The 20,346-nt window shown below is 41.6% G+C and carries 12 protein-coding genes and 1 pseudogene; 9 read left to right on the top strand and 4 right to left on the bottom strand.

What is annotated here, in order from left to right:
* Positions 1-7 precede the first annotated feature (7 nt).
* From DW103_RS13455 to DW103_RS13475, 5 genes are all read left to right on the top strand, one after another.
* Entirely contained in the window at positions 8-2,308 is a 2,301-nt protein-coding gene (locus DW103_RS13455) for an ABC transporter permease (protein WP_122277000.1), read from the top strand.
* 19 nt (positions 2,309-2,327) lie between these two features.
* Positions 2,328-4,721, top strand: a complete 2,394-nt coding sequence (locus tag DW103_RS13460; RefSeq protein WP_122277002.1) for an ABC transporter permease — start codon at positions 2,328-2,330, stop codon at positions 4,719-4,721.
* Positions 4,722-4,831: 110 nt separating this feature from the next.
* Positions 4,832-5,503: a DUF4858 domain-containing protein gene (locus tag DW103_RS13465; protein WP_122277004.1), complete on the top strand. Its 672-nt coding sequence runs from the start codon at positions 4,832-4,834 to the stop codon at positions 5,501-5,503.
* A 156-nt stretch (positions 5,504-5,659) separates the two neighbouring features.
* A complete protein-coding gene (locus tag DW103_RS13470; protein ID WP_122277006.1) occupies positions 5,660-8,008 on the top strand; it encodes an ABC transporter permease in 2,349 nt (782 codons plus the stop codon).
* A gap of 121 nt (positions 8,009-8,129) precedes the next feature.
* Positions 8,130-8,645, top strand: coding sequence for a hypothetical protein (locus tag DW103_RS13475; protein ID WP_122277008.1), 516 nt, complete (start codon positions 8,130-8,132; stop codon positions 8,643-8,645).
* Here the strand turns inward: DW103_RS13475 and DW103_RS13480 are convergent, their stop codons facing one another.
* Complete coding sequence (locus DW103_RS13480) at positions 8,646-10,769, bottom strand: DPP IV N-terminal domain-containing protein (RefSeq protein ID WP_122277010.1); 2,124 nt, start codon at positions 10,767-10,769, stop codon at positions 8,646-8,648.
* A gap of 37 nt (positions 10,770-10,806) precedes the next feature.
* Positions 10,807-10,890, bottom strand: a pseudogene (locus DW103_RS13485) (NADH pyrophosphatase); the annotation flags it as partial.
* A gap of 364 nt (positions 10,891-11,254) precedes the next feature.
* Between DW103_RS13485 and DW103_RS13490 the strand changes: the two are divergent.
* Together DW103_RS13490 and DW103_RS13495 are read left to right on the top strand one after the other, a co-directional pair.
* The gene (locus tag DW103_RS13490) at positions 11,255-11,929 is read left to right on the top strand and encodes an ABC transporter ATP-binding protein (RefSeq protein ID WP_122277012.1); all 675 of its coding nucleotides are present in this window, start codon (positions 11,255-11,257) and stop codon (positions 11,927-11,929) included.
* 199 nt (positions 11,930-12,128) lie between these two features.
* On the top strand, positions 12,129-13,829 hold the full coding sequence (locus DW103_RS13495) for a formylglycine-generating enzyme family protein (RefSeq protein WP_122277014.1): 1,701 nt from the start codon (positions 12,129-12,131) through the stop codon (positions 13,827-13,829).
* On the opposite strand, the gene DW103_RS13500 is transcribed toward DW103_RS13495, so the two are convergent.
* Complete coding sequence (locus tag DW103_RS13500) at positions 13,824-14,741, bottom strand: acyltransferase family protein (protein WP_233545689.1); 918 nt, start codon at positions 14,739-14,741, stop codon at positions 13,824-13,826. The two genes, DW103_RS13495 and DW103_RS13500, sit on opposite strands and share 6 nt — an antisense overlap.
* Positions 14,742-15,269: 528 nt before the next feature.
* On the opposite strand from DW103_RS13500, the gene DW103_RS13505 reads away from it, so the two are divergent.
* Positions 15,270-16,496 carry a 6-bladed beta-propeller gene (locus DW103_RS13505; RefSeq protein WP_122277016.1) on the top strand — a complete coding sequence of 409 codons (1,227 nt, stop codon included), beginning with the start codon at positions 15,270-15,272 and terminating at the stop codon, positions 16,494-16,496.
* 174 nt (positions 16,497-16,670) lie between these two features.
* Positions 16,671-17,957: a DUF4933 domain-containing protein gene (locus tag DW103_RS13510; RefSeq protein ID WP_122277018.1), complete on the top strand. Its 1,287-nt coding sequence runs from the start codon at positions 16,671-16,673 to the stop codon at positions 17,955-17,957.
* A 30-nt stretch (positions 17,958-17,987) separates the two neighbouring features.
* Here DW103_RS13510 and DW103_RS13515 read toward each other — a convergent pair whose 3' ends face one another.
* The gene (locus DW103_RS13515; RefSeq protein WP_122277020.1) at positions 17,988-20,135 is read right to left on the bottom strand and encodes a GH92 family glycosyl hydrolase; all 2,148 of its coding nucleotides are present in this window, start codon (positions 20,133-20,135) and stop codon (positions 17,988-17,990) included.
* Between the last annotated feature and the right edge of the window lie 211 nt (positions 20,136-20,346).

Genomic DNA, 20,346 nt, shown 5'->3' on the forward strand with positions numbered 1-20,346 from the left:
AATTATCATGATACGACATTATTTGAAAATAGCGTTTCGCAATTTAAAGAAATACAGACTACAATCGGTCATCAGTATTATCGGAATGGCCATCGGCTTCGCGTGCTTTGCTCTTTCCACGTTATGGATACGATACGAATTGACATACGATACGTTCCATAAAGATGCCGGACAAATCTATTTAGTCCGGCACGAATCGAAGATGGACGATTCCGGTATCTCTTCCATCACCCCCTATCCTTTAGCCGGATATTTGAAAAATACATATCCGGAGATAGAGGATGCTTGCAATACACAAGCTCACTCCAGCAGATTAAACTACAAAGGAGCGGATTTCCAGAGCTTTCAAATGAGTGTGGATTCTGCTTCAATGAAAATGTTCGATATCCGGGTATTAGCCGGAGAGCCGAGTTTTATGATTGAAAAGAGTGACAATATCGCTATCAGCGATAAACTGGCACAAAAGCTTTTCGGCTCGAAAGACCCACTGGGGGAAGAGATTGAAATATATGGTACAAAAATGAAAATTTGCGCAATTGTACAAGGATGGAGCAAACACTCCAATATGCCGTTCGAAATATTAGATGCAAACAATAGTGCCCCGGAATGGAATTTTTCCAGTTGGCAAACTTATATCAAAGTAAAGAAAGGTACGGATATAAAAGAACTCAAAAAGAAACTGCATGACTCTAAAATCAAATCGGGAGACTACGAATTACCTCCTATTATCCTAACGCCGCTTACAACCATGCATTATGAGAACCCGATGATAAAAGCAACCGTGCAATTCGAGCATATCCTGCTTTTTGCTGTTGCCGGAGGATTAGTCATATTGTGTGCTTTATTCAATTACCTGACACTATTTGTCAACCGCATCCGCATAAGAGGGAAAGAAATTGGTTTACGTAAAGTATGCGGCTCTTCCAATACCGGTTTGTTGTCTCTCTTTTCCGCCGAATATTTGCTTACATTATTGCTCGCTTTTTTGTGCGGAATGATTTTTATAGAGTTGTCCCTTCCCTATTTTAAAGAGATTTCAGGAGTGACCACCAATACTTTCGGCATTTACATCGAAACATTCATCTATTTCTTACTTGTAATCCTTTTATCGTTTGCTTTTTCCTGCCTGCTCATTCATTCTTTCAGCAAGCAGTCTGTAAATGCTGTTATAAAAGGAGGACAGACACGGAATAGTAAAAATATTTTCCTTAAAATAAGCCTGACAGTCCAACTCATTATCAGTATCGGTTTCATATTCTGTTCCAGTGTATTAATCAAACAAATCCATTACCTGAGAACAACAAATGTTGGTTTCGAACGGGCTAATCATGCGACCTTCACTTCTTACCCGTCCATCGATGGGTTTAAAGACGAATTAAGCAAACTTCCTTTTGTCACAGAAATCTTGCCCGGCTACTTTAATATGCTTTACCCGCAATATGGCAAATCGATGTACACACTCAATGAATGGGACGAGAAACCGGAATCCGTAGAAAATATCTCTTTTGAAATTTTCCGGTTCAATCAAAGCTTTTTCCATTTCTACGGTTTCCAACTGCTTAAAGGGGAATTGCCTGAAGATAAATCGACCGACCATATCCTGATAAACGAAACAGCAGCCAAGGAGATGAGAGTCGATAACCCTGTCGGCAAAACGATGAAGTGGAAAAACCGGCCATTCGTAATCGCCGGAATTGTAAAGAACTTCCATATCGTGGGTCCAACTGTTCCGGTAAAACCGGCACTTCTGGATTTTAGCGAAGAAGGGGCTGGAGGCAGTATCCATTTCAAATATCAGGGAGAATGGGAAAAATGTAAAAAGCAAATCGAACAACTAATGAATAAAATGAACCCGAATATTCATTTTTCATACATCTTCAGTACGGAAAAAGAATACGAAAAACTCTGGGAATCGGAAAGTATTTTACTTCGAATGCTCGATTTTGTCACAGTTATCTGTATCTTGATTTCCCTGTTCGGAGTTTTCTCACAAGTCACATTAGATTGCGAACAACACAGAAAAGAGATAGCCATACGCAAAATAAACGGAGCTTCCATTCCGGTCATCGCCCGTTCGTTTTTCCGCAAATACTTGCTATCCTTATGCATTGCCTCCTGCATCATTTTCCCTATAGGATACACCGTCATGAAATCCTGGATAGAGAATTATGTTTTACAAACAACTATCAGTTGGTGGCTTTATCCCGTTATTTGGCTTGCCGTAGCATTTCTGCTTGTCCTTTGCACAGGCTGGCGTATCTGGAGAGCTGCCAATCAAAATCCTGCGGAAGTGATAAAAAGCGAATAAGAAAAAAGAAAGGAATAATATGTTTCTACATTATATTAAAACTGCAATCAGGGCGTTCAACAAGTACAAAACGCAAAACATTATTTCTATTATCGGGTTGGCCGTAAGTCTGTTATGTTTCTGTCTTTGCATGTATTGCTGCCGATACATGCAAAGTGTGGATACTTGTTTTCCTCTTCATAAGCGAATCGCGGAATTGCAGATGTATTCGGAAGGAGAACTTTTTTCAGGAACACCGGCAACACTTGTCGAAAAATTGCAAACAAACTATTCTGATATCGAAGCGCTTACACGTATTGTTTATATAAGGGAGCGTTCATATAATGTAGTTGTAAAGGAGGACAAAATACTCCCTTATACGCTTTCCGCTATGGAAGTCGATACCACTTATCATCAGGTATTCACCCCGGAAGTAATCGCCGGGAATTGGAAACAAGCGGCACAAACGCCCAATTCAATCATTATGGCAGAATCTACAGCCCGCAAAATATTCGGACAGCCCAACAATGCTATCGGGAAACAGATGATTCTGAGTAGAAGGCTTATCAGTTCGCCGGAATCAACCCCCAAAACAGGAGGCATTTCCTATACGATAGGAGTTGTTGTCCGGGATTTCCCGACCAACGCAAGTATGAATCTGATGCAAACAGTCGATATATTAGCTTTAAATGACAGCGAAGGCTTGTTGAATTCAAGTTTCAAAAATGGCATGACGGGGTGCGATACATATGCACTTTTACAAAAAGGGAAAAAACCTGTCGACCTTGAAAAGCAGTTCCGGAATACAGACCTCAAAATAAATTTTTACAATGAAGATATGAAAATTTCCGCCAGTCCAATCGGTGCATCCAACAATAAACAACAGGTACTCCGAATTTTTTCATGGATAACCGGAGTTTCCAGCATTCTCATTCTATTGACCGGTATGCTTAATTTCTTTCACTTTCTGATAGGTACATTTTTGAACCGCATACATGAATACAGCATACGAAAAGTGACAGGTGGAAACAGTTGGCAATTATTCGGGTTATTATCTACTCAATCGAGCCTGCTACTCATTATCAGTTTTCTACTTGTGTTCTGTTTTTTGGAACAATTTGGCTCAGAATTAAAAATATCCATGTTCCGAATCAATCTGGATTTCGAGACAAAGAGGATGATATGGCAAACTTTAGAATATTTTATTCTGTCACTCCTCTTTGGTATCTTCATTTGCACAATCATCACTTTACGTATTCGGAATATTTCAGTCCAAACCGGTATACGAGGGGGAGTAAGACGGCTAAACAAGCACCATCTCCGAAATTTCATGTTGGGATTACAGCTATTTATCTGCTGGCTGTTCGTTTCGTTTGCAGCAGCCCTATACCTGCAATTCAATAAAACCAGTACCACTTTATTCGACACACTCAGTATACCCGAAAAAGAATCCATATTCAGTATTTCTTTGGACTACTCTTTTATGCAAAACAACGAAAAGTTAAACATTATCGAAAGGTTTCGCCAGCATGCCGGCGTAAAAGATATACTGCTTTCAGACGTATCCTATGCCAGTGAAGCATCCGGAATAGGAATACAAACCGAAAAAGATGACAAAAACAGTTCTATCGGAGCCAATATAATGTGTATCCCTTCCAATTTCTTTACATTCATGAATATCCCACTCTTAAGCGGACATTCTATCGAATCGAATACAGAAATATTGGTAGACCAGCTTTTTGCCGAACGCCATCCGGAGAATAGCCAAACCGGGACGACGTTGTACAATCGCACAACCGGATATACCATTTGCGGGATTGCCTCTACATTCAACAGCGATGTATACAACCAAAGTGAAGGATTCGTCTTTCTTCCCGCCGATTTTTCAGAATATGTGGGACATTGTTATATAAAATGCTACCCCGGACAAGAAAAAGCAGTCAAACAATGGATACATAAAATCTTAATAGAAACACTTCCAGCAAGTGTCACTCCTCGCGTAAAAACCTTTCAAGATGATATAATAGAAGAACAAGCCTTAGAAAGCACTTTAAAAGGCATCGTTCTTTTCTTCTCTATCGTTTGTATTTGTATTACTCTTCTCGGTATTTATTCGGCCATTACATTGGACACGGAGTATCGCAAAAAAGAAGTAGCCATCCGCAAAATCAACGGAGCCGGTATACGGGCTATTACCCTGTTATTTGCTTGGTTATATATCCGTTTGCTGTTTTTTTCAGCCCTATTGGCTTTACCGCTTGTTGCGCTTGCCTTCAGGGTATGGAAACGGTTTTACACAGTATTTTTTAATGACGGACCACTGTTCTGGATAAGTATTGCCCTTACTATCATTCTGGTTGTAACAGGAACTATTGCCTCCCGTATTTTCTTAATATCGCGGCTCAATCCTGCGGAAGTGATAAAAAGCGAATAAAGTCAATACGTCCCAAAAACAATTAACATTTTAAATTTCTAAGACAAATTAAACTAATTATATTAAGAAGTCATGAGAACTTGTCTATATTCGCGGGCAATAAAGAATATATGCGCAAACGAATATTTATATGGGTGCTGATTTGTCTGAACGGAGTGGAATACGCACACGCTCAATGGACAAAAAAGGATTCTGTGTGGCTTCAAAATGTCCTGTCGGGCAAAGAAAAGCTGCAATTAAATCCTGAGGCAATGGAAGCTATCAAGTCCGGCTCTCTGATTAATCTGGAGAAGCCGGATTTGGAGATGCAAATGATTCCGGTAACGCCATTACCCATTATAAAAGATTTTTCCGAATATATACAACCTGATTCCTCACGCAGAAAAGTGGCCTTAAAGGATTTGCCTCCTTCAGTATTCTGGCGTTATAATCTGACGTCATCTCAAATACCTTCTGTTTATCAAAGTATGCTGGACGAAGTAAAACGTGCCCCCTTATTTGTTCCGAAAGGGCTCGTTACTTTCGATATCGCCAAAATGACCAGCCGGAAAGAATATGTACATAAGCGAAACGCCAAACGCGACGGGACATGGAAAAACTATAATAACCTGCCGACACCGGATATTATCAAGAAAAAGAAAGAATTCGAGAAAAATAATCCAGAAGTCGCTTTTGCCCTTAAAGATACTTTACAGAAAATAATGAAGGATTCGCTGATGCTGGCCGATACTATCCGGAAAGCGGATAGTTTGAAAGTGATTATGCCTTTAAAGGAACCATAAAGAAGTGCAATAGCGAACGCTCATTGTGCGTATTCACACAATAACTCCATGCCCATAGAACACATATCACACTAACTAACAACCACTTACAACAATGGCACAACTTTTGTACTTTTAATAAGAATCAAATTAGAAAAACAAAAGTTTTTTATTACCATGCTCACACATTACTTCAAAATAGGATTCCGCAACCTGAAAATACGTAAAACGCAAACCTTCATTTGTGCAATCGGACTTTCCATGGGGATTCTCGCCTTTTCCGTCTGTACTTATCTGACTACGTTAGCAACAAAGGTGAACCATCAATTTCCCGAATATGAACAGATGGCAAAACTCGTCCCCGTCAATAACAAAGGCGAAAAATGGTATGCTTATCCTTATAGGGAAGTTTTGAAATTGAAAGAAGCCCAGCTACCGGAAATCCGCAACATAGTATATGGAACTTCCATAGGAAAACAAATCTGTACTTTCCAGTCCGGACTGGAAAAAGAAGCCGTATTCGAAACAAATTGCTTCCGCATAAATGAAGGCATACCGGAATATTATTCCATGCAACCCATAACCGGAACAATCAAAGAAGCATTTTTGCAACCGCAATCAGTACTGATAAGTGAAACCATGGCTCGGAAAGTATATGGTAAAGCAGAAGAAGCCTTAGGCAAAATCGTTGAAGTCGAAGAAAAATACTATACGATTCAGGGAGTTGTAAAAGACCTTCCTCTGCCCAATCAACTAACAGGTATAAAGAAGTCCGAATTATTCTTCTGTTGTCAGGAAGAAGAACTATTGGAGATGGAAACCACCATATCGCTCCTTCTGGCTCCCCATACGGATATTGAAGATTTGAACCGAAAAATAGCAGGTTTAGGTATTACTTTTAATTACAAATATACAGACCTGCCATCCGAACTGGGTGATGAGGACTATCATTTCAAAGTGGAAGGAATAAATGCGGAAAAAGTCGGATTACATAATTTCAGTGAGAAAATGCTTTTGCAAAGTTTCGGCTTTCTGGTTTTGTTGAGTGGATTAATCAACTTTTTCAGTTTGAGTATCGGTTCGTTCTATAACCGGACACGAGAACTAAGTATGCGAAAAAGTATCGGGGCCAACAACCGGCAATTATTCGGACAACTATTTACAGAACAAATACTAACTATTCTGTTAGCCACTTTTTTTGCACTCTGCCTCAGTGAAACAGTACTCCCCTGGGTTATCCACTTATTAGATTCAATTACGGAGACAGGCTTATATCTTGACATGGGTCTGTTTTTTAGGGAGATAGCAATCATTCTGGTAGAGTTGCTGGCAATAAGTGCCTTCATTGTCGGTATTACAATCTGGCGAATTCATAAAATTCCAGGGATACGTGGTATGCGCGGAGGCAATCAAACGGGAAGCAAACACCGCGTCCGCAATGTCATGCTGGGTGTCGGATTTTTTATCAGTTTATTCTTTTTCGGCCTGGCAAGCATGTCGTTTCTGCAAAACCGAGAAATGAATACCGCTATCTATTCTTCCTGCCCGAAGGAGGAACAAGAGCGTACTTTCATCGTACCACTGACTGCCGGACAATTAAAAGGAATCGAACAAGAGGTGATTCGAGCACTGACAGAAAGCCCGATAGTTACGGAATATCTACTCACTGAAAATAGCAATTTGGGAAATTCGGAAATTACCGGTGATTTCATATTCAACAAAGTAAAGTATCTTGTCTATATCCTGAAGGTATCCGGCAATTATCCGGATTTCGTACATCTTCCCATATTACGAGGCCAAATGCCGGAAAATCCCAACCAGGTACTCGTTAACAAACGATTATCCGGCTACATGGAAAAAGAAGAAATGGGCAATAACCTGCTACTGACAGAGCAAAATTACACAGTCAGCGGCGTTGTCGAGGACATCTCTCTGCTTATGGCTGCCGAAGATGGCCTGTTCGTTATCATGCCGGTTCAACATCCCAAATACTGCTACCTCCGTTGCCAAAAAGGAGACGAAGAAAAATTGATGAAGCATATCAATCAGGTTATGTACAAATGGATACCCGACACATTGTCTGTCCCTGTCAAAACATTTTATGAAAATTTGAATGAAGCTTTATATCAGTTAATCTTATTACAAAACATTTTCCTGATACTTGCCGTCATTTGCATATTCATTACCACCTCCGGCATTTATGCAGCCATAACGCTGGACACGGAAAAACGACAAAAAGAGGTAGCTATCAGGAAAGTAAATGGTGCTACATTTAAAAATATTATCCTGTTATTCGGAAAACTTTATATCCGTATATTTTGTTTGGGAGCAATATTCTGCTTGCCTATTTTATGGCTGCTTGCCACTACTTTTCAAGAAGAAGTACAGAAAAGATACGACTTCAACAATCCGCTTTTCTGGTTCTGTCTGTTAGCTGTAACAGCCGGTTTGATTGCCATAACCATCAGTTCTAAACTTTATCGGATAGCCCGGACTAATCCCGCAAAAACAATAAAAGCAGAATAAATAACAGACTCTCAAAAAAGATATTTTAATTTTTCTTGCAAAAAAGTCGTGTTCTGTTGCAACAATTCGGTACTAAACAACGTCTTATATTTATACAAGAATGATTAAATAAAAACACATCATGACAAAATTACAACTGTTAGCAACGTTATTAGCACTGGTAGTCTTGGCTTTACTCGGCTCCTGCAGTAGCGATGATTATACAGAACCCGATATATTTAAAGTTACTCCCGACGTACGTACCCGTATCAATACCGGCACGAGAATGGTTTCGCGTTCAGAAAAGAACGCATTCAATGAGAAATTCACCGCATTCCTCAACAAATGCGACGAAATGGGGCCGGAATACACGCCATACCAATACATGGAGACAGAAGAATATAAGGAACTGAAAGAGCAGATACTAACTTCATCTCCCGCTTCCTGCTATCTGCTAATGGACAGATACCTGAAACGGGAGCCACACTTCTTCTCTTTCATCCTGAATGATTTAATTGAAACAGCCTATCCTGAGACGATTGAGAAGATTGCAGAACGGATGAAATCATCTACAACTGTGACTACCGTACAGGAGAGCATGGAGTTTTATCCGCAGGTTTGCCTTGAAACCTGGTTGGATACAATCGAAAAACCTTGATTATTCCCATTCGGGCGGCTCTTGGTTTAACAGATTCTTCACGAAGAAATCATACATACGATGCATCTCGAAAGGACCACCCAGATTATGCGTCTTACCCGGCAGATAAAGTTGTTCAAAATTTTTGTTTGCTTTCATCAGCGCACTCACCACTTGTAGAGTTGAAGCGGGGTCGACATTGTCATCCAGTTCTCCGTTGATAAGCAATAATTTTCCTTTCAACCGCCAAGCATTGTCCACATTCGAGGAAGCACTATACGATTCATCTACCGGATACCCCATCCATTGTTCGTTCCACCAGACTTTATCCATCCGGTTATCATGGCAACCGCAAAGAGCCACTGCCGCCTTATAAAAATCAGGATGAAAAAGCAATGCTGCCATTGCATTTTGTCCGCCCGCCGACCATCCGTAAATGCCGACACGTGTCGTATCCATATACGGATATTTGGCAGCAGCAGCTTTTATCCAAGCAATACGGTCCGGAAACCCGGCGTCTTTCAGATTTTTCCAGCAAACATCATGGAAAGCTTTCGAACGGTTGGATGTTCCCATCCCATCAATCGACACAACAATAAAGCCCAATTCTGCCAGTTTTGAAATCAAATGGTTAGCCGGCCTGAAATCTTTATCAACATGCGAATCGTGCGGACCGGCATAAATCATCTCTACCACCGGGTATGATTTGGAGCTATCGAAATGGCTCGGCCGGTGAATGTTCCCCCAAATATCAGTCTTTCCGTCACGGCCTTTGGCACAGAAAACTTCAGGCATTTGCCAACTTTCCTTTTCAAGAGTGGAAATGTCGCACTTCTGTAAAACGGCAATCAACGAAGCATCCGCAGTTCGTTTCAGTTGACTGACTGCAGGAAAATCCGGACGGGAATAAACATCTGTAAAATATTTGCGGTCAACCGAAAAAGAAACATGGTGATTACCATTCTCCGGTGTCATATCCAGAAATCCCGTACCATCCAGGTTGATGCGGCAATAGTGCAGATTGTAAGGGTCTTCCCCTTCATTAAACCCGGAAGCGGTAAAGTAAACCGTCCGGTTCGCCTCATCCACGAAATCAACCTGACGAACCACCCATTCTCCGCGGGTCACTTGTTGCTTTACCTTTCCGGAACCACCATCAATCAGATATAAGTGGCGCCAACCATCCCGTTCAGATACCCAGAGTAGTTCTTTTCCATCATTCAAATCATAACGGAAATTCTGATTATAATGGATGAAAGTTTTTGCTCTTTCATCGACAAGAAGGCGGATAACACCATCCAGCGCACTTACTTCAGCCACCACATAACGCTGATGTCCACGCTGATTAAACTCAAAAGTAAAAGCGCGGCTATCTTTTCGCCATCCCGTCAAGTAAAGAGCATATTGGTTTTCGAAAGCATCCGTATCAAGCGTAATCTGTTTACGCGTTTCCATATCAAAAAGAACAGGCAGGGAGACAGGTAAAACATCGCCCGGTTTTGCATAATTCCTCCATTGGAGAATCGGTTGTTTCTGGCTTTCCGGACTCGACTCAATCAGGGGGATACGACGTTCGGTCACCTCACGGACCTTTACCGTTGCCAACTTTTTCGAATCGGGCGACCAGATTATCGAATAGGCATCATACCGCAAGTTGGTCGTACCGTCCATCGTCAGGGCTATTTCCTCTTTTTTTTCTGAATTCGATGCCACATAAAGATTATTATCTTTTATATAAGCTTTCCATTGATTATCCGGCGAAACAACAGGTTCCGGCGTTCTGCCTCCCCACCAACGGTCATTTTTCTTTTCATCTTCTTTCAGGAAAAACTCCGCCAAATGTTTGTTTTTGCCTGTAAAGAATGCAGCCAGTTTCTTTTTATCCGCAGCACGTTGCTGTTTCCCGTTTTCAGCATTCACGAGATAAAAGAAATCGCCCTCTTTTTCATGATTTCTATACCAGAAATAGTGGGAACTGTCCACCCATTCAGGGCGGATAGCCTGTGAATAAACACGTTCGGAACAGTTCAGGAACGTATCGATACGCAAATAATCGGCACGTGTCACTTGTGCCGAAAGTTCAACTACTGCCGTCCACAAAGTCAACAGGCAAAAAGTACGGATAAGTACGGTTGCTATTTTCATAATAAAAAGCTATTAAAATACATTGTTTTTTTATTTCTTATTGCTCTATCCACCAATCTATCATTTTACGGGCTAAACTGAGCTTACGAGGTAACTCAGGCAAATTGTCTTTCGTAAAAAATGAAGCAGCAACTGGTCATTATGGAAAACGAACCAATAACAAGAGACTTTATTAAGTGTATTCATACGTATTATTCTTTAGCAACCGCAAATTTAAACAAATATCTCTTTCGACAAATCTTTTCCGCACCTCTATTTTTATCAAACCGTACGGTACTTTTTCTAAAATACTACCGTACGTTTTGATATTTCATACTATTAAATCCGGAGAAAAGAAAGTATGTGCGTTTCCGAACCATCAATGTGCGCATTTGCACGAAGAAAGATACGTATAAAAACAATAAATATAAGTATATCAATTATTTACATAATTGGCACGGCTTTTGTTTATTTATTTACATTATTCAAAAAAACATCTCACACTTATGATTAAAACTGTTGAATTAGAAAAAATCTTTCGTACGGAGGAAGTCGAGACGCTGGCCCTGAACAAGGTCAGTATAGAAGTAAAAGAAGGCGAGTTTGTTGCCATCATGGGGCCGTCCGGTTGCGGAAAATCTACCCTGTTGAATATATTGGGATTGCTGGATAATCCGACATCGGGCGAATATTACCTGAATGGAACCGAAGTATCCAAATACACGGAAGCACAACGTACCAAACTACGGAAAGGTATCATCGGTTTCGTATTCCAGAGTTTCAACCTGATTGACGAACTGAATGTTTACGAAAATATCGAGTTGCCATTACTTTATATGGGTGTATCGGCATCCGAACGCAAGAAAAAGGTTCAGGAAGCAATGGAACGAATGGCCATCGTACATCGTGAAAAACACTTCCCGCAACAACTATCCGGAGGTCAGCAGCAACGTGTAGCGATTGCCCGCGCGGTGGTAGCCAACCCGAAACTAATCCTTGCCGATGAGCCGACCGGTAATCTGGACAGTAAAAACGGTCAGGAAGTGATGAATTTGCTTAGCGAACTGAACAAAGAAGGAACTACAATCGTAATGGTAACCCACAGCCAGCATGATGCCGGTTATGCTTCCCGCATCATTAATCTGTTCGATGGACAGGTGGTGACCGAAACAATCGTATAAAACAACCGGTATAAAATATAAAAATTGTTAGACAACTTCAGATAGTTAAAACCCTATCGAAGCTGTCTAACAAATAATATATACCTTCCGCCACAAAAAGAAACACCATGAAGCAACTAATCTTATTTCTGGCAATGTTCTTTTGCGGCGTAATGTTATATGCAGAAGAAAAAGTGAACTGAATAAATAATGATAGTTTATGCTTAAACCGCTGCTTATCATATTGTTCACAGGAATCAGCTTTTTACTGGCCGCAGACAACCAGTATGTGATAGAAGCGCACATACGGGATGTCAAAAACGGAACTCTATTTTTCCTGAAACAATTTGACACGCAACGGGTCATCAATGCCGAGCGGATAGAGAACGGGCGAATCTTAATGCACGGAACCCTATCCGACACCCCTCAACATCTCTGGCTATGTACAACCATTAACGATGAATTTTACTACTGCGACCTGCTGATTGACATAGACACCCTCCGGATAGACGGAAGTATCCATGACTTTCCCAACGGATTACATTTCGAAGGAGCTGCCACACATATGGGATATGCCGGATATCTGGAACAAACACATGGCATTTCTCAAAAAATAGACAGTCTGAATAAAGTGTTGGCACATTTACATACCATTTCAACAGGAAACAAGGAATACAACAAACACATCTCATCCGGCAACTATGAACTGGACGAAGAAATCGAATTAAATAAGTTAACGGCAATCCGCGATTCGCTTCGTATCCTGTTCATCAAAAACAATATGGATAAATATGCCGGACAGTTTTTATTGACCCGTATCATGAAGAAATTACCGATAGACACGCTACAGCAATACTATCGTCTCATTCCGGTCGAAATGAAGAAAACTAAGTTTACCCGCCAAATCAGCAATCAGATTAACCCTTATGCCGATAATTCCATCCGGCAAGCAGACGAATTGCTCCGGCTGGAAGGAAAACCGGCCGAAATACTCAAATATACCGAAGAAGCACTAAAACTGTATGAAGAAGGAGTCCGTCTCGACCCGGATAGAACCGACGGATATATGGCATTAGCAACTTTGTACGAACGCCTTTTTCCGATTAGGGGAGAGGAAGCATACGATATATCGATGAAGTATCTACAACTGTTTATCGACAGTAACATACAGGAGGCAGAACGGACGGAAGCCAATAAACTGATGGATAAAATCAAATTCAAGAAATGGCTGATTGCTCACACCATTCCCGAAATGGTAAACATAAAAGGAGGAACGTTCACGATGGGGTCCACCTATAAAGAGGATAACAATCCGCTTCATGAAGTGACTGTCGGCAGCTTTGCCATCAGTCGTTATGAAATTACGAATTACCAATTTGCCCATTTTCTGGAAGCCTACGGAAGTCAGACTGTACAAGAAGGAGAATATGCGGGAGAACCGCTTTATTATGCCTGCAACTGGGGAATAGAAAAAGGGAAACCGGTAGACGGATACGAAGTATATCCGGCAATCTATATCACCTGGTATGGCGCTCAGGAATATTGCAAATGGGCCGGTGGCCGATTGCCTACCGAAGAAGAATGGGAATTTGCGGCCAGAGGCGGTATACACGGTCGTCCGGGCAATTTGTATAGCGGAGGGATGGAACTGGACAGTTTGGGATGGTATGCCGGAAACTCCGGAGGAAAACCTCATCCTATCGGGACCAAAAAGCCGAATGAACTGGGTCTTTATGACATGAGCGGCAACGTTTGGGAATGGTGTTCCGACAATTTCGATAATGAAGGAAGACATTATGCCGTTGTACGCGGCGGAACTTGGTTCAATGAACGGGCTATTTGTCGTCCGACCTGCCGTTATTTCATTTACCCGAACAGCAAACATTTCAACAACGGTTTCCGGCTGGTCAAAGATTTATAAACCTGTAGCTTTCCGCAACAGTATCTTTCCGACTATTTTATAAAAGAACGAAAGGAGGAAATTATAGACCTTCAGAACATACAAATTAACAAACAACAGAAAGAAAAAGCCTATCGGGACATAAATAATCTTGAGAAACAAGCTATCCGCTATATAACCGTTTAGATTGAAACAATATTTGATGCCATATATGATTGCCGTCGAGAAGGGATGAACCAGATAAATCGCATAGCCGTCTTTCCCGTAGGCATCTATATATTTGCGCACTCCTGCGAACCGTTTATACAATATGACAACCACTTTCTGCATCAAATGTCCCCCTATTCCCAATACCAGCATGCAATAAGAAACAAATAATAAATTCGGCGGAAATTTGTTTAACTGCATATTAAACGAATAGCCTCCGAGAAACAGGGCATATCCCATATACAGGGCAGACGCAAGCATACAAACCAGATTCTGCCGTTTTATATCCTGTTTATAATACATGCCCCATACGGCAAACAACATATAGACAATCACCATTTTTATTAATTCGGGAGCGTCTGTTGCACAAAACATCAATAAGACAAAAAGCCCGTAAAAAAGAATAAAAGGAAAATGATACTTTTTGATGCATTTAAATAAAAACGGAAAACAAAAGCAGATAAGTAAATAAGGCAATATAAACCAAATATGAGAAAATATCCGGGGAACGGGAGGCGGAGTAAAAAACAGATACAACAAAAAATCATCCCACGGTATCAAATATCCTTTTTTGAAAAAGAAGGCCAACACGATAGGAAAACAAAACAAGGCATATTCCCAGTAAGGGACAGCTACCCTTTTTATTCTCGACCATACATATTCCGCATACCTCTTGGTTGACGACAAAGAAAAAGAAGCACCCGCGATATAGAAAACAACAGGCATTTCTATTAAAATGCCTGATATACAAGTACTTGTATATCAGGCATTTCTATTAAAATGCCTGATATACAAGTACTTGTATAAATCCCAACACTTAGCCCTTCCCAATACATCAAATGAATAAAACAGGTGATGTATATCATAATAGCTCCCCTGTAAATGTCGAGGTTTTTATCTCTCATCTTCTTTATCTTAATTCTACCAGATTGCAAATATACTTTTTCCATTTGACAAAAAAAATGTAATATTGCATACGGTAACAATCCGATAATTATGTCTTCATCGCCCAACTGAAGAAATAGATTTCTATCTTACACATTTACACATAAGACTTTTTCATCCTGTAGTAGTTGACTTCCTCAAAAAGAGGACTACTACAGGATGAAAACAAATAACACTTACCTCTCCCTAAACAAACTATTATACAAAAACATACGAAACGCACATTTCCTTACGAAAAACAAATAATAAGTTTGCTTTTAACAAACTAAATCCCGTTATTTGCATCTAAACAATTTAATACAAATATGTATGGAGGCAAATAAAAGAATTTTAGGCGGATTGCTAATCACAGTAGCAATAGTTTCTTTTTCCTGTATGACAGGGAATAAAAAGAATACACAAAGCGGCGATATTTTAAATAATTGTCCGGTAGTAGCCCAATATGTTCAGGTTGGCGATGATAAAGTGATGGTCTGCGACCAAAAGCTTTTCGCCGATACAATACGCTTACCGCTCAGTTTCTTCACCGAGGAAATGCAGATTATCAAATTAGACAACCGGGATGAAGCACTTGTCGGGCAAACAGCTATAACTGCCTCCGAGAACTATCTTCTGGCACATTCAGGTTATCCGCCAAAGCCATTCAAACTATTCGATAAAACAGGTAAATTCCTGACTGAAATCGGCTCCATCGGACAAGGACCGAGCGAATACCAGAGCGTGTATGATGCCCAGTTAGATGAAGCGAACGATCGTATTTATCTAATGCCTTGGCAAAGCCAGAAACTACTGGTCTACGACCTGAAAGGAAAATCCTTAGACCCCATTCCACTCTGCCTCAGATGCCCGAAAGCCAAATTCCGGGTAGATACCCAAGCCGGGACAGTAGCGGTTGTACTACTCCCCTTCAAAGGCATTCCTGCCGTGGCCTGGACACAGGATTTGAAAGGGAACCGGTTGAACTACATCGAACCAGGCTATCTGGAAGCACCCATGGATTTCAGTAATGAAGTAACTTCCGGCAAAAACATACCAGGAGTATTCGATGTAAATATTCTATGTATCGCTCCTACCCGGGTCGACTCGCTCTACCGCTATGATACGGAAAAGGGACGTCTGCAGCCGACTTTTACTTTAAAATTCCCCGATGCCGACAATATCCCCTGGCACAACTATAGCGAATGGCCGGATTTCTTTACGGGGAATACATCCGCACCTCCTGTAGAAATAGAACCAGGAATGTTGGTTGGCGGTGAAACGATTCATTATATTGTGGATAAGCAAACCTGTAAAGGAGCTTATTTCAAGCTATTCAACGATTTCTTCGGCAATCAGGAAATCGGGTGGCCCAGCGGGGCTTTCTCGAATGGATACTATATAAACAACATAGAACCGGGTAACCTGTTAAGTAATATCGAGACATTGCTTCAGGAAAAAGACCTCACAGAATCCATGCGGAAAAAACTAACCGACCTTCAGGCTACTATCGATGAAAATGACAACAATTACGTATTCATTGCCCGACTAAAGAAATAAGTTCCTATAAACAAAAAAACAATCTCCATCCTGCTGTTACTCACCATTCTGGTTGTAGCAGCAGGATGTAAACTGAAAACAGATAACACCTCTCTCCCGAAACAGGTAGCCAAACACTTGCCATTCTAAAAGAATTGTCTATTTTAGCAAAATAAACAATAAACGAATACGAATATGAAAAGAAACCTCTTCCTGCTTTGCGGGTTAATCGGTCTACTTCTGTCTGCCGGATGCAGGGAACACCAGACTAAATCACCTCAGTTAGAAGCACGGTACGACCGCTCTGTCACACCAGTGGAAGTGGATGTCGAGAAAGCGTTACAAAATCAGAAACAACTGAAACTCAGCCAGATTGCGTCCGAGATTGAATACTATATCGTAGGAGATGCCAATTATCACGTTGCACAAGCTATCGCCTTGCCGGATAGTAATGCCTTCATCACGTTCAACAATCCGCGTATCTATTACCGGAGGCAGGGAAAGCCGAGCAAACGTTACGGTTTCAAGGCTTTAGCATACAAATGGAATAATGAAATGAACGGGCGGTCTCTGTTTTACGATAAGAAAACAACCCAGATGTATGTCGCCTTGAGCGGAAAAGACATAGAAAACAAGGAAAGTGACCAGCCTGGTATTCCTTGCATCGGGGAATTGCCGCCATTGGAAACCATGCTCACCGTCACCAATTTCATACATCCGGAAAACCTGGAAAAGAAATATCCCATCAAATCAGAATGGAGCAAATTGTTAGGTTTCTCTTCCACAGGTTACACATTATGCGATTATTGGCGGGAAGGAAATGTTCAAGGCAGTATCACCACTTTCAACCTACAGGGGGATACTTTATGCAAAATACCCTTGTATAAGCCTTCAAGCTCGTTCAACACAAACGAAATTCCCTCTTTCCAGACCTCCTATTGGAACGAGGCACAAGACCGGATGACTTTTATGATACCCTATTGCGACACGGTCTATCAACTGACAGACGCCCATATAGTCGCCCCGCTTTTCCACATCCATTTCGGGAAACAGGGCATCGGACCGAATCTCCCTGCCGGACAACCTGTACCCGCAGGTACAATCTGGCTTCACACGCTCTTCGAAAACCCGAAAGGACTCTTCCTCGGACTTTACCAGAAAAAACATCCTCCTTTGGTAAACTGGCTTGGGAATATAGAAGAATTCAGACCGCCTCTCACACAACAAGTCTTGTATTTAAAGGAGGAAAACGAAGCATATCTCATACCCGGAAACAGCGGAGGACTTGAAAATGACTTGGATGATGGCTTTCCTTTCTGGCCGGACGGACAAACCGACGATTATCTTTACATGATACGAAGCATTACGGAAATGCGAACCACACTGGAACGGAACGGTTCACCCCGTCAGCAAAAACTAATCGAGCTGCTGGATGACAAAACGGTCAAAGAAAACCAATTTGTCATCGTTGTCGTCCGGTAAAGGAAAGTTTATGCCGGCTTTAAACCGATATTATTTTGTATTGATAACCAACTCTTTCCCCTGTTTAAGCCAATCGTGAGAGATAAACCATCCTTTCACTTTCTTACCTCCGTAAGTGATACCGGTTATCTTCTGTCCGTTTCCGTTCTTTTTGATAGTAAACTTCGTGCCGTCACCCAACGTAAACTTTACTTCATCGAATAAAGGAACCGTGATGATATATTCCGGATCTGCCGGGGAATAAGTATACAATCCAATGGCATTAAATACATACCAGGAAGACATTTCACCGGCATCATCCATGCCGCTATAAGCCAATTTATCCGCACCCATATCATAAAACCTGTCCATGATACTATCCAACACACACTGGGCTTTTTCCTGCTTATCGATAAAGTAGTACATATACGGAACACTATGGTCAGGTTGGTTGCCATGGCAATAGTTTCCAATAAAACCGGTCATATTATGTGCTTCATATCCTTTCCATGGAACTGTAAACAAAGAATCCAGCTTCTGCTCGACAGCCTTTTTGCCCGGATACAAGGCGATTAAACCTTTCGGGTCGTGCGGAGCAAAGAATAGAGATTGCCAGGCATTGGCTTCGCGGTACATATAAGCATAGTAAGGATAATACGGGTCGAAATCCTGAATCCATGTACCGTCCTCAATACGTCCGCGCCAGAAACCGGTCCCGGGGTCGAACAAGTTCTTATAATTGCCGGTACGTTTCATCAGCAACTTATAATGCTCCTTGTCGCCCAGTTCTTTTGCCAACAAAGCCGTTGCATAATCGTCGTAAGCATACTCCACCGTTTTGGTCACGGCAGCCTTATATTCGTCCCAAGTCGGGACATTCGTCGTATCTTTCTCGGCAATCCAGCCTCTTTCCATATATTCATCCAGATAAGGACGCCCGCCACGTCCGGGAACAGTCGCATTCTTCAGCAATAACTTATAAGCACGTTCCAAATCGAAACCCTTAATACCGCGCAGATAGCTTCCGGCCACGAAAGCGGAAGCATGGTCGCCATGAAAGAAGGTAGGCATATAACCGCCGCGTTTTTCCCCTTTGTCGGTAATGGATTTGATGACATCCACAGTAACATCGGGCGAAATCATCCCCAATAATATCAGTTTGTTGCGATAATCATCCCAAAAAGAAGGGTCGGTATAATAACGGAAACCGCCATTTACCACTTCACCTCTCGCATCCGTATATTCCCCATTCACATCACTGCGTAAAGCAGGCCAAAGAAAAGAACGATACAGGCAGGAATAGAAAATCCCCTTCTGGCGTTCAGTTCCTCCCTTCACGGTTATCTTAGAAAGCAGATTTTCCCACGTCTGGTCTGCTTCATTCCTTACCTCGTCGAAGTTCTTTGCAAGCATTTCCTGTTCCAGATTCATTTTGGCATTCTCTACACTGACAAAAGAGAAGCCGATTTTAAGCTCCAGCGGTTTCGCCCCTTTGCTATCGGCAAAGTCCACTATGGAGACTACATTCCTGCCATCCTGCACCTGTCCGACCTCTTTCACCCCATAATTGGAAACGGCATAAAAGAACATTTTGCCTTCTCCATTCTGATAGCCGGCAAAAGCATGTTCTCCCACCTTTTGTATCGCCCATTCGTCTACCCGGTTATTGGAGCGGGCCATATCAGCCAGCAACCTCTTCTCGTCGCCGGCACGGAATGTATATTTATGATACGCACAATGGAGCGTAGAGGTCAATTCTGCATTGATACCGTAGCGTTCGAGGAATACTTGGTAATATCCCGGATGGGCGGATTCGTTTGCATGACTGTATCCGGAACAGAAATCGCCGGGATTCACCCGTCCTGTCACAGGAAGCAAAGGGATATGAAGCAAGTTCCAATGTCCTTTGTTGGTATGAGAAAACCCATAGATAACAGTATCTTCATACTGATAGCCGGCCCCACTCCGGTATTGGGTCACCGGGCTTAGCTGAACCATTGCATTCGGAACAGAGGAACCCGGAAACACTTCGGCTCCCCAGGTACGCGCTTTCATTTTACGAACATACCCCAAATCTTCCGGTTCCCATAGCGTGGCAGTACCTAAAAGCGGATTTACATACTCGGTCAGTCGCTTACCTGCCCAACATGTAGAAATGCAGAGCGACAAGATTAAAATAGAAAGAATGTACTTTTTCATAAACACAACTTATCAATCAGATTATAACAATTCTTTATCCGTGCGGATTAATCACCTACAAATATACCTTAAAAAAGATTAGCATCATCATCTCCCTTGTTTTTTTAAATTGAATATGCGGAAACGTCCTTATCTCCAGTACTTTTCATCCTTATCTTTTGTAGATTCTATGCCGACAGGGCAAACGCATTAAAAAATATCAAGAGAAAGG

Source organism: Parabacteroides sp. AM08-6, assembly GCF_003473295.1.
In the GTDB taxonomy this organism is placed as follows: domain Bacteria; phylum Bacteroidota; class Bacteroidia; order Bacteroidales; family Tannerellaceae; genus Parabacteroides.

What these genes read in the sequence shown, in the direction of transcription:
- DW103_RS13475 (WP_122277008.1), top strand. Translation starts at nt 8,130, where the DNA reads ATGACAAAATTACAACTGTTAGCAACGTTATTAGCACTGGTAGTCTTG.
- DW103_RS13500 (WP_233545689.1), bottom strand. Translation starts at nt 14,741, where the DNA reads ATGCCTGTTGTTTTCTATATCGCGGGTGCTTCTTTTTCTTTGTCGTCA.
- DW103_RS13515 (WP_122277020.1), bottom strand. Translation starts at nt 20,135, where the DNA reads ATGAAAAAGTACATTCTTTCTATTTTAATCTTGTCGCTCTGCATTTCT.
- DW103_RS13505 (WP_122277016.1), top strand. Translation starts at nt 15,270, where the DNA reads ATGGAGGCAAATAAAAGAATTTTAGGCGGATTGCTAATCACAGTAGCA.
- DW103_RS13480 (WP_122277010.1), bottom strand. Translation starts at nt 10,769, where the DNA reads ATGAAAATAGCAACCGTACTTATCCGTACTTTTTGCCTGTTGACTTTG.
- DW103_RS13465 (WP_122277004.1), top strand. Translation starts at nt 4,832, where the DNA reads ATGCGCAAACGAATATTTATATGGGTGCTGATTTGTCTGAACGGAGTG.
- DW103_RS13470 (WP_122277006.1), top strand. Translation starts at nt 5,660, where the DNA reads ATGCTCACACATTACTTCAAAATAGGATTCCGCAACCTGAAAATACGT.
- DW103_RS13495 (WP_122277014.1), top strand. Translation starts at nt 12,129, where the DNA reads ATGCTTAAACCGCTGCTTATCATATTGTTCACAGGAATCAGCTTTTTA.
- DW103_RS13490 (WP_122277012.1), top strand. Translation starts at nt 11,255, where the DNA reads ATGATTAAAACTGTTGAATTAGAAAAAATCTTTCGTACGGAGGAAGTC.
- DW103_RS13460 (WP_122277002.1), top strand. Translation starts at nt 2,328, where the DNA reads ATGTTTCTACATTATATTAAAACTGCAATCAGGGCGTTCAACAAGTAC.
- DW103_RS13510 (WP_122277018.1), top strand. Translation starts at nt 16,671, where the DNA reads ATGAAAAGAAACCTCTTCCTGCTTTGCGGGTTAATCGGTCTACTTCTG.
- DW103_RS13455 (WP_122277000.1), top strand. Translation starts at nt 8, where the DNA reads ATGATACGACATTATTTGAAAATAGCGTTTCGCAATTTAAAGAAATAC.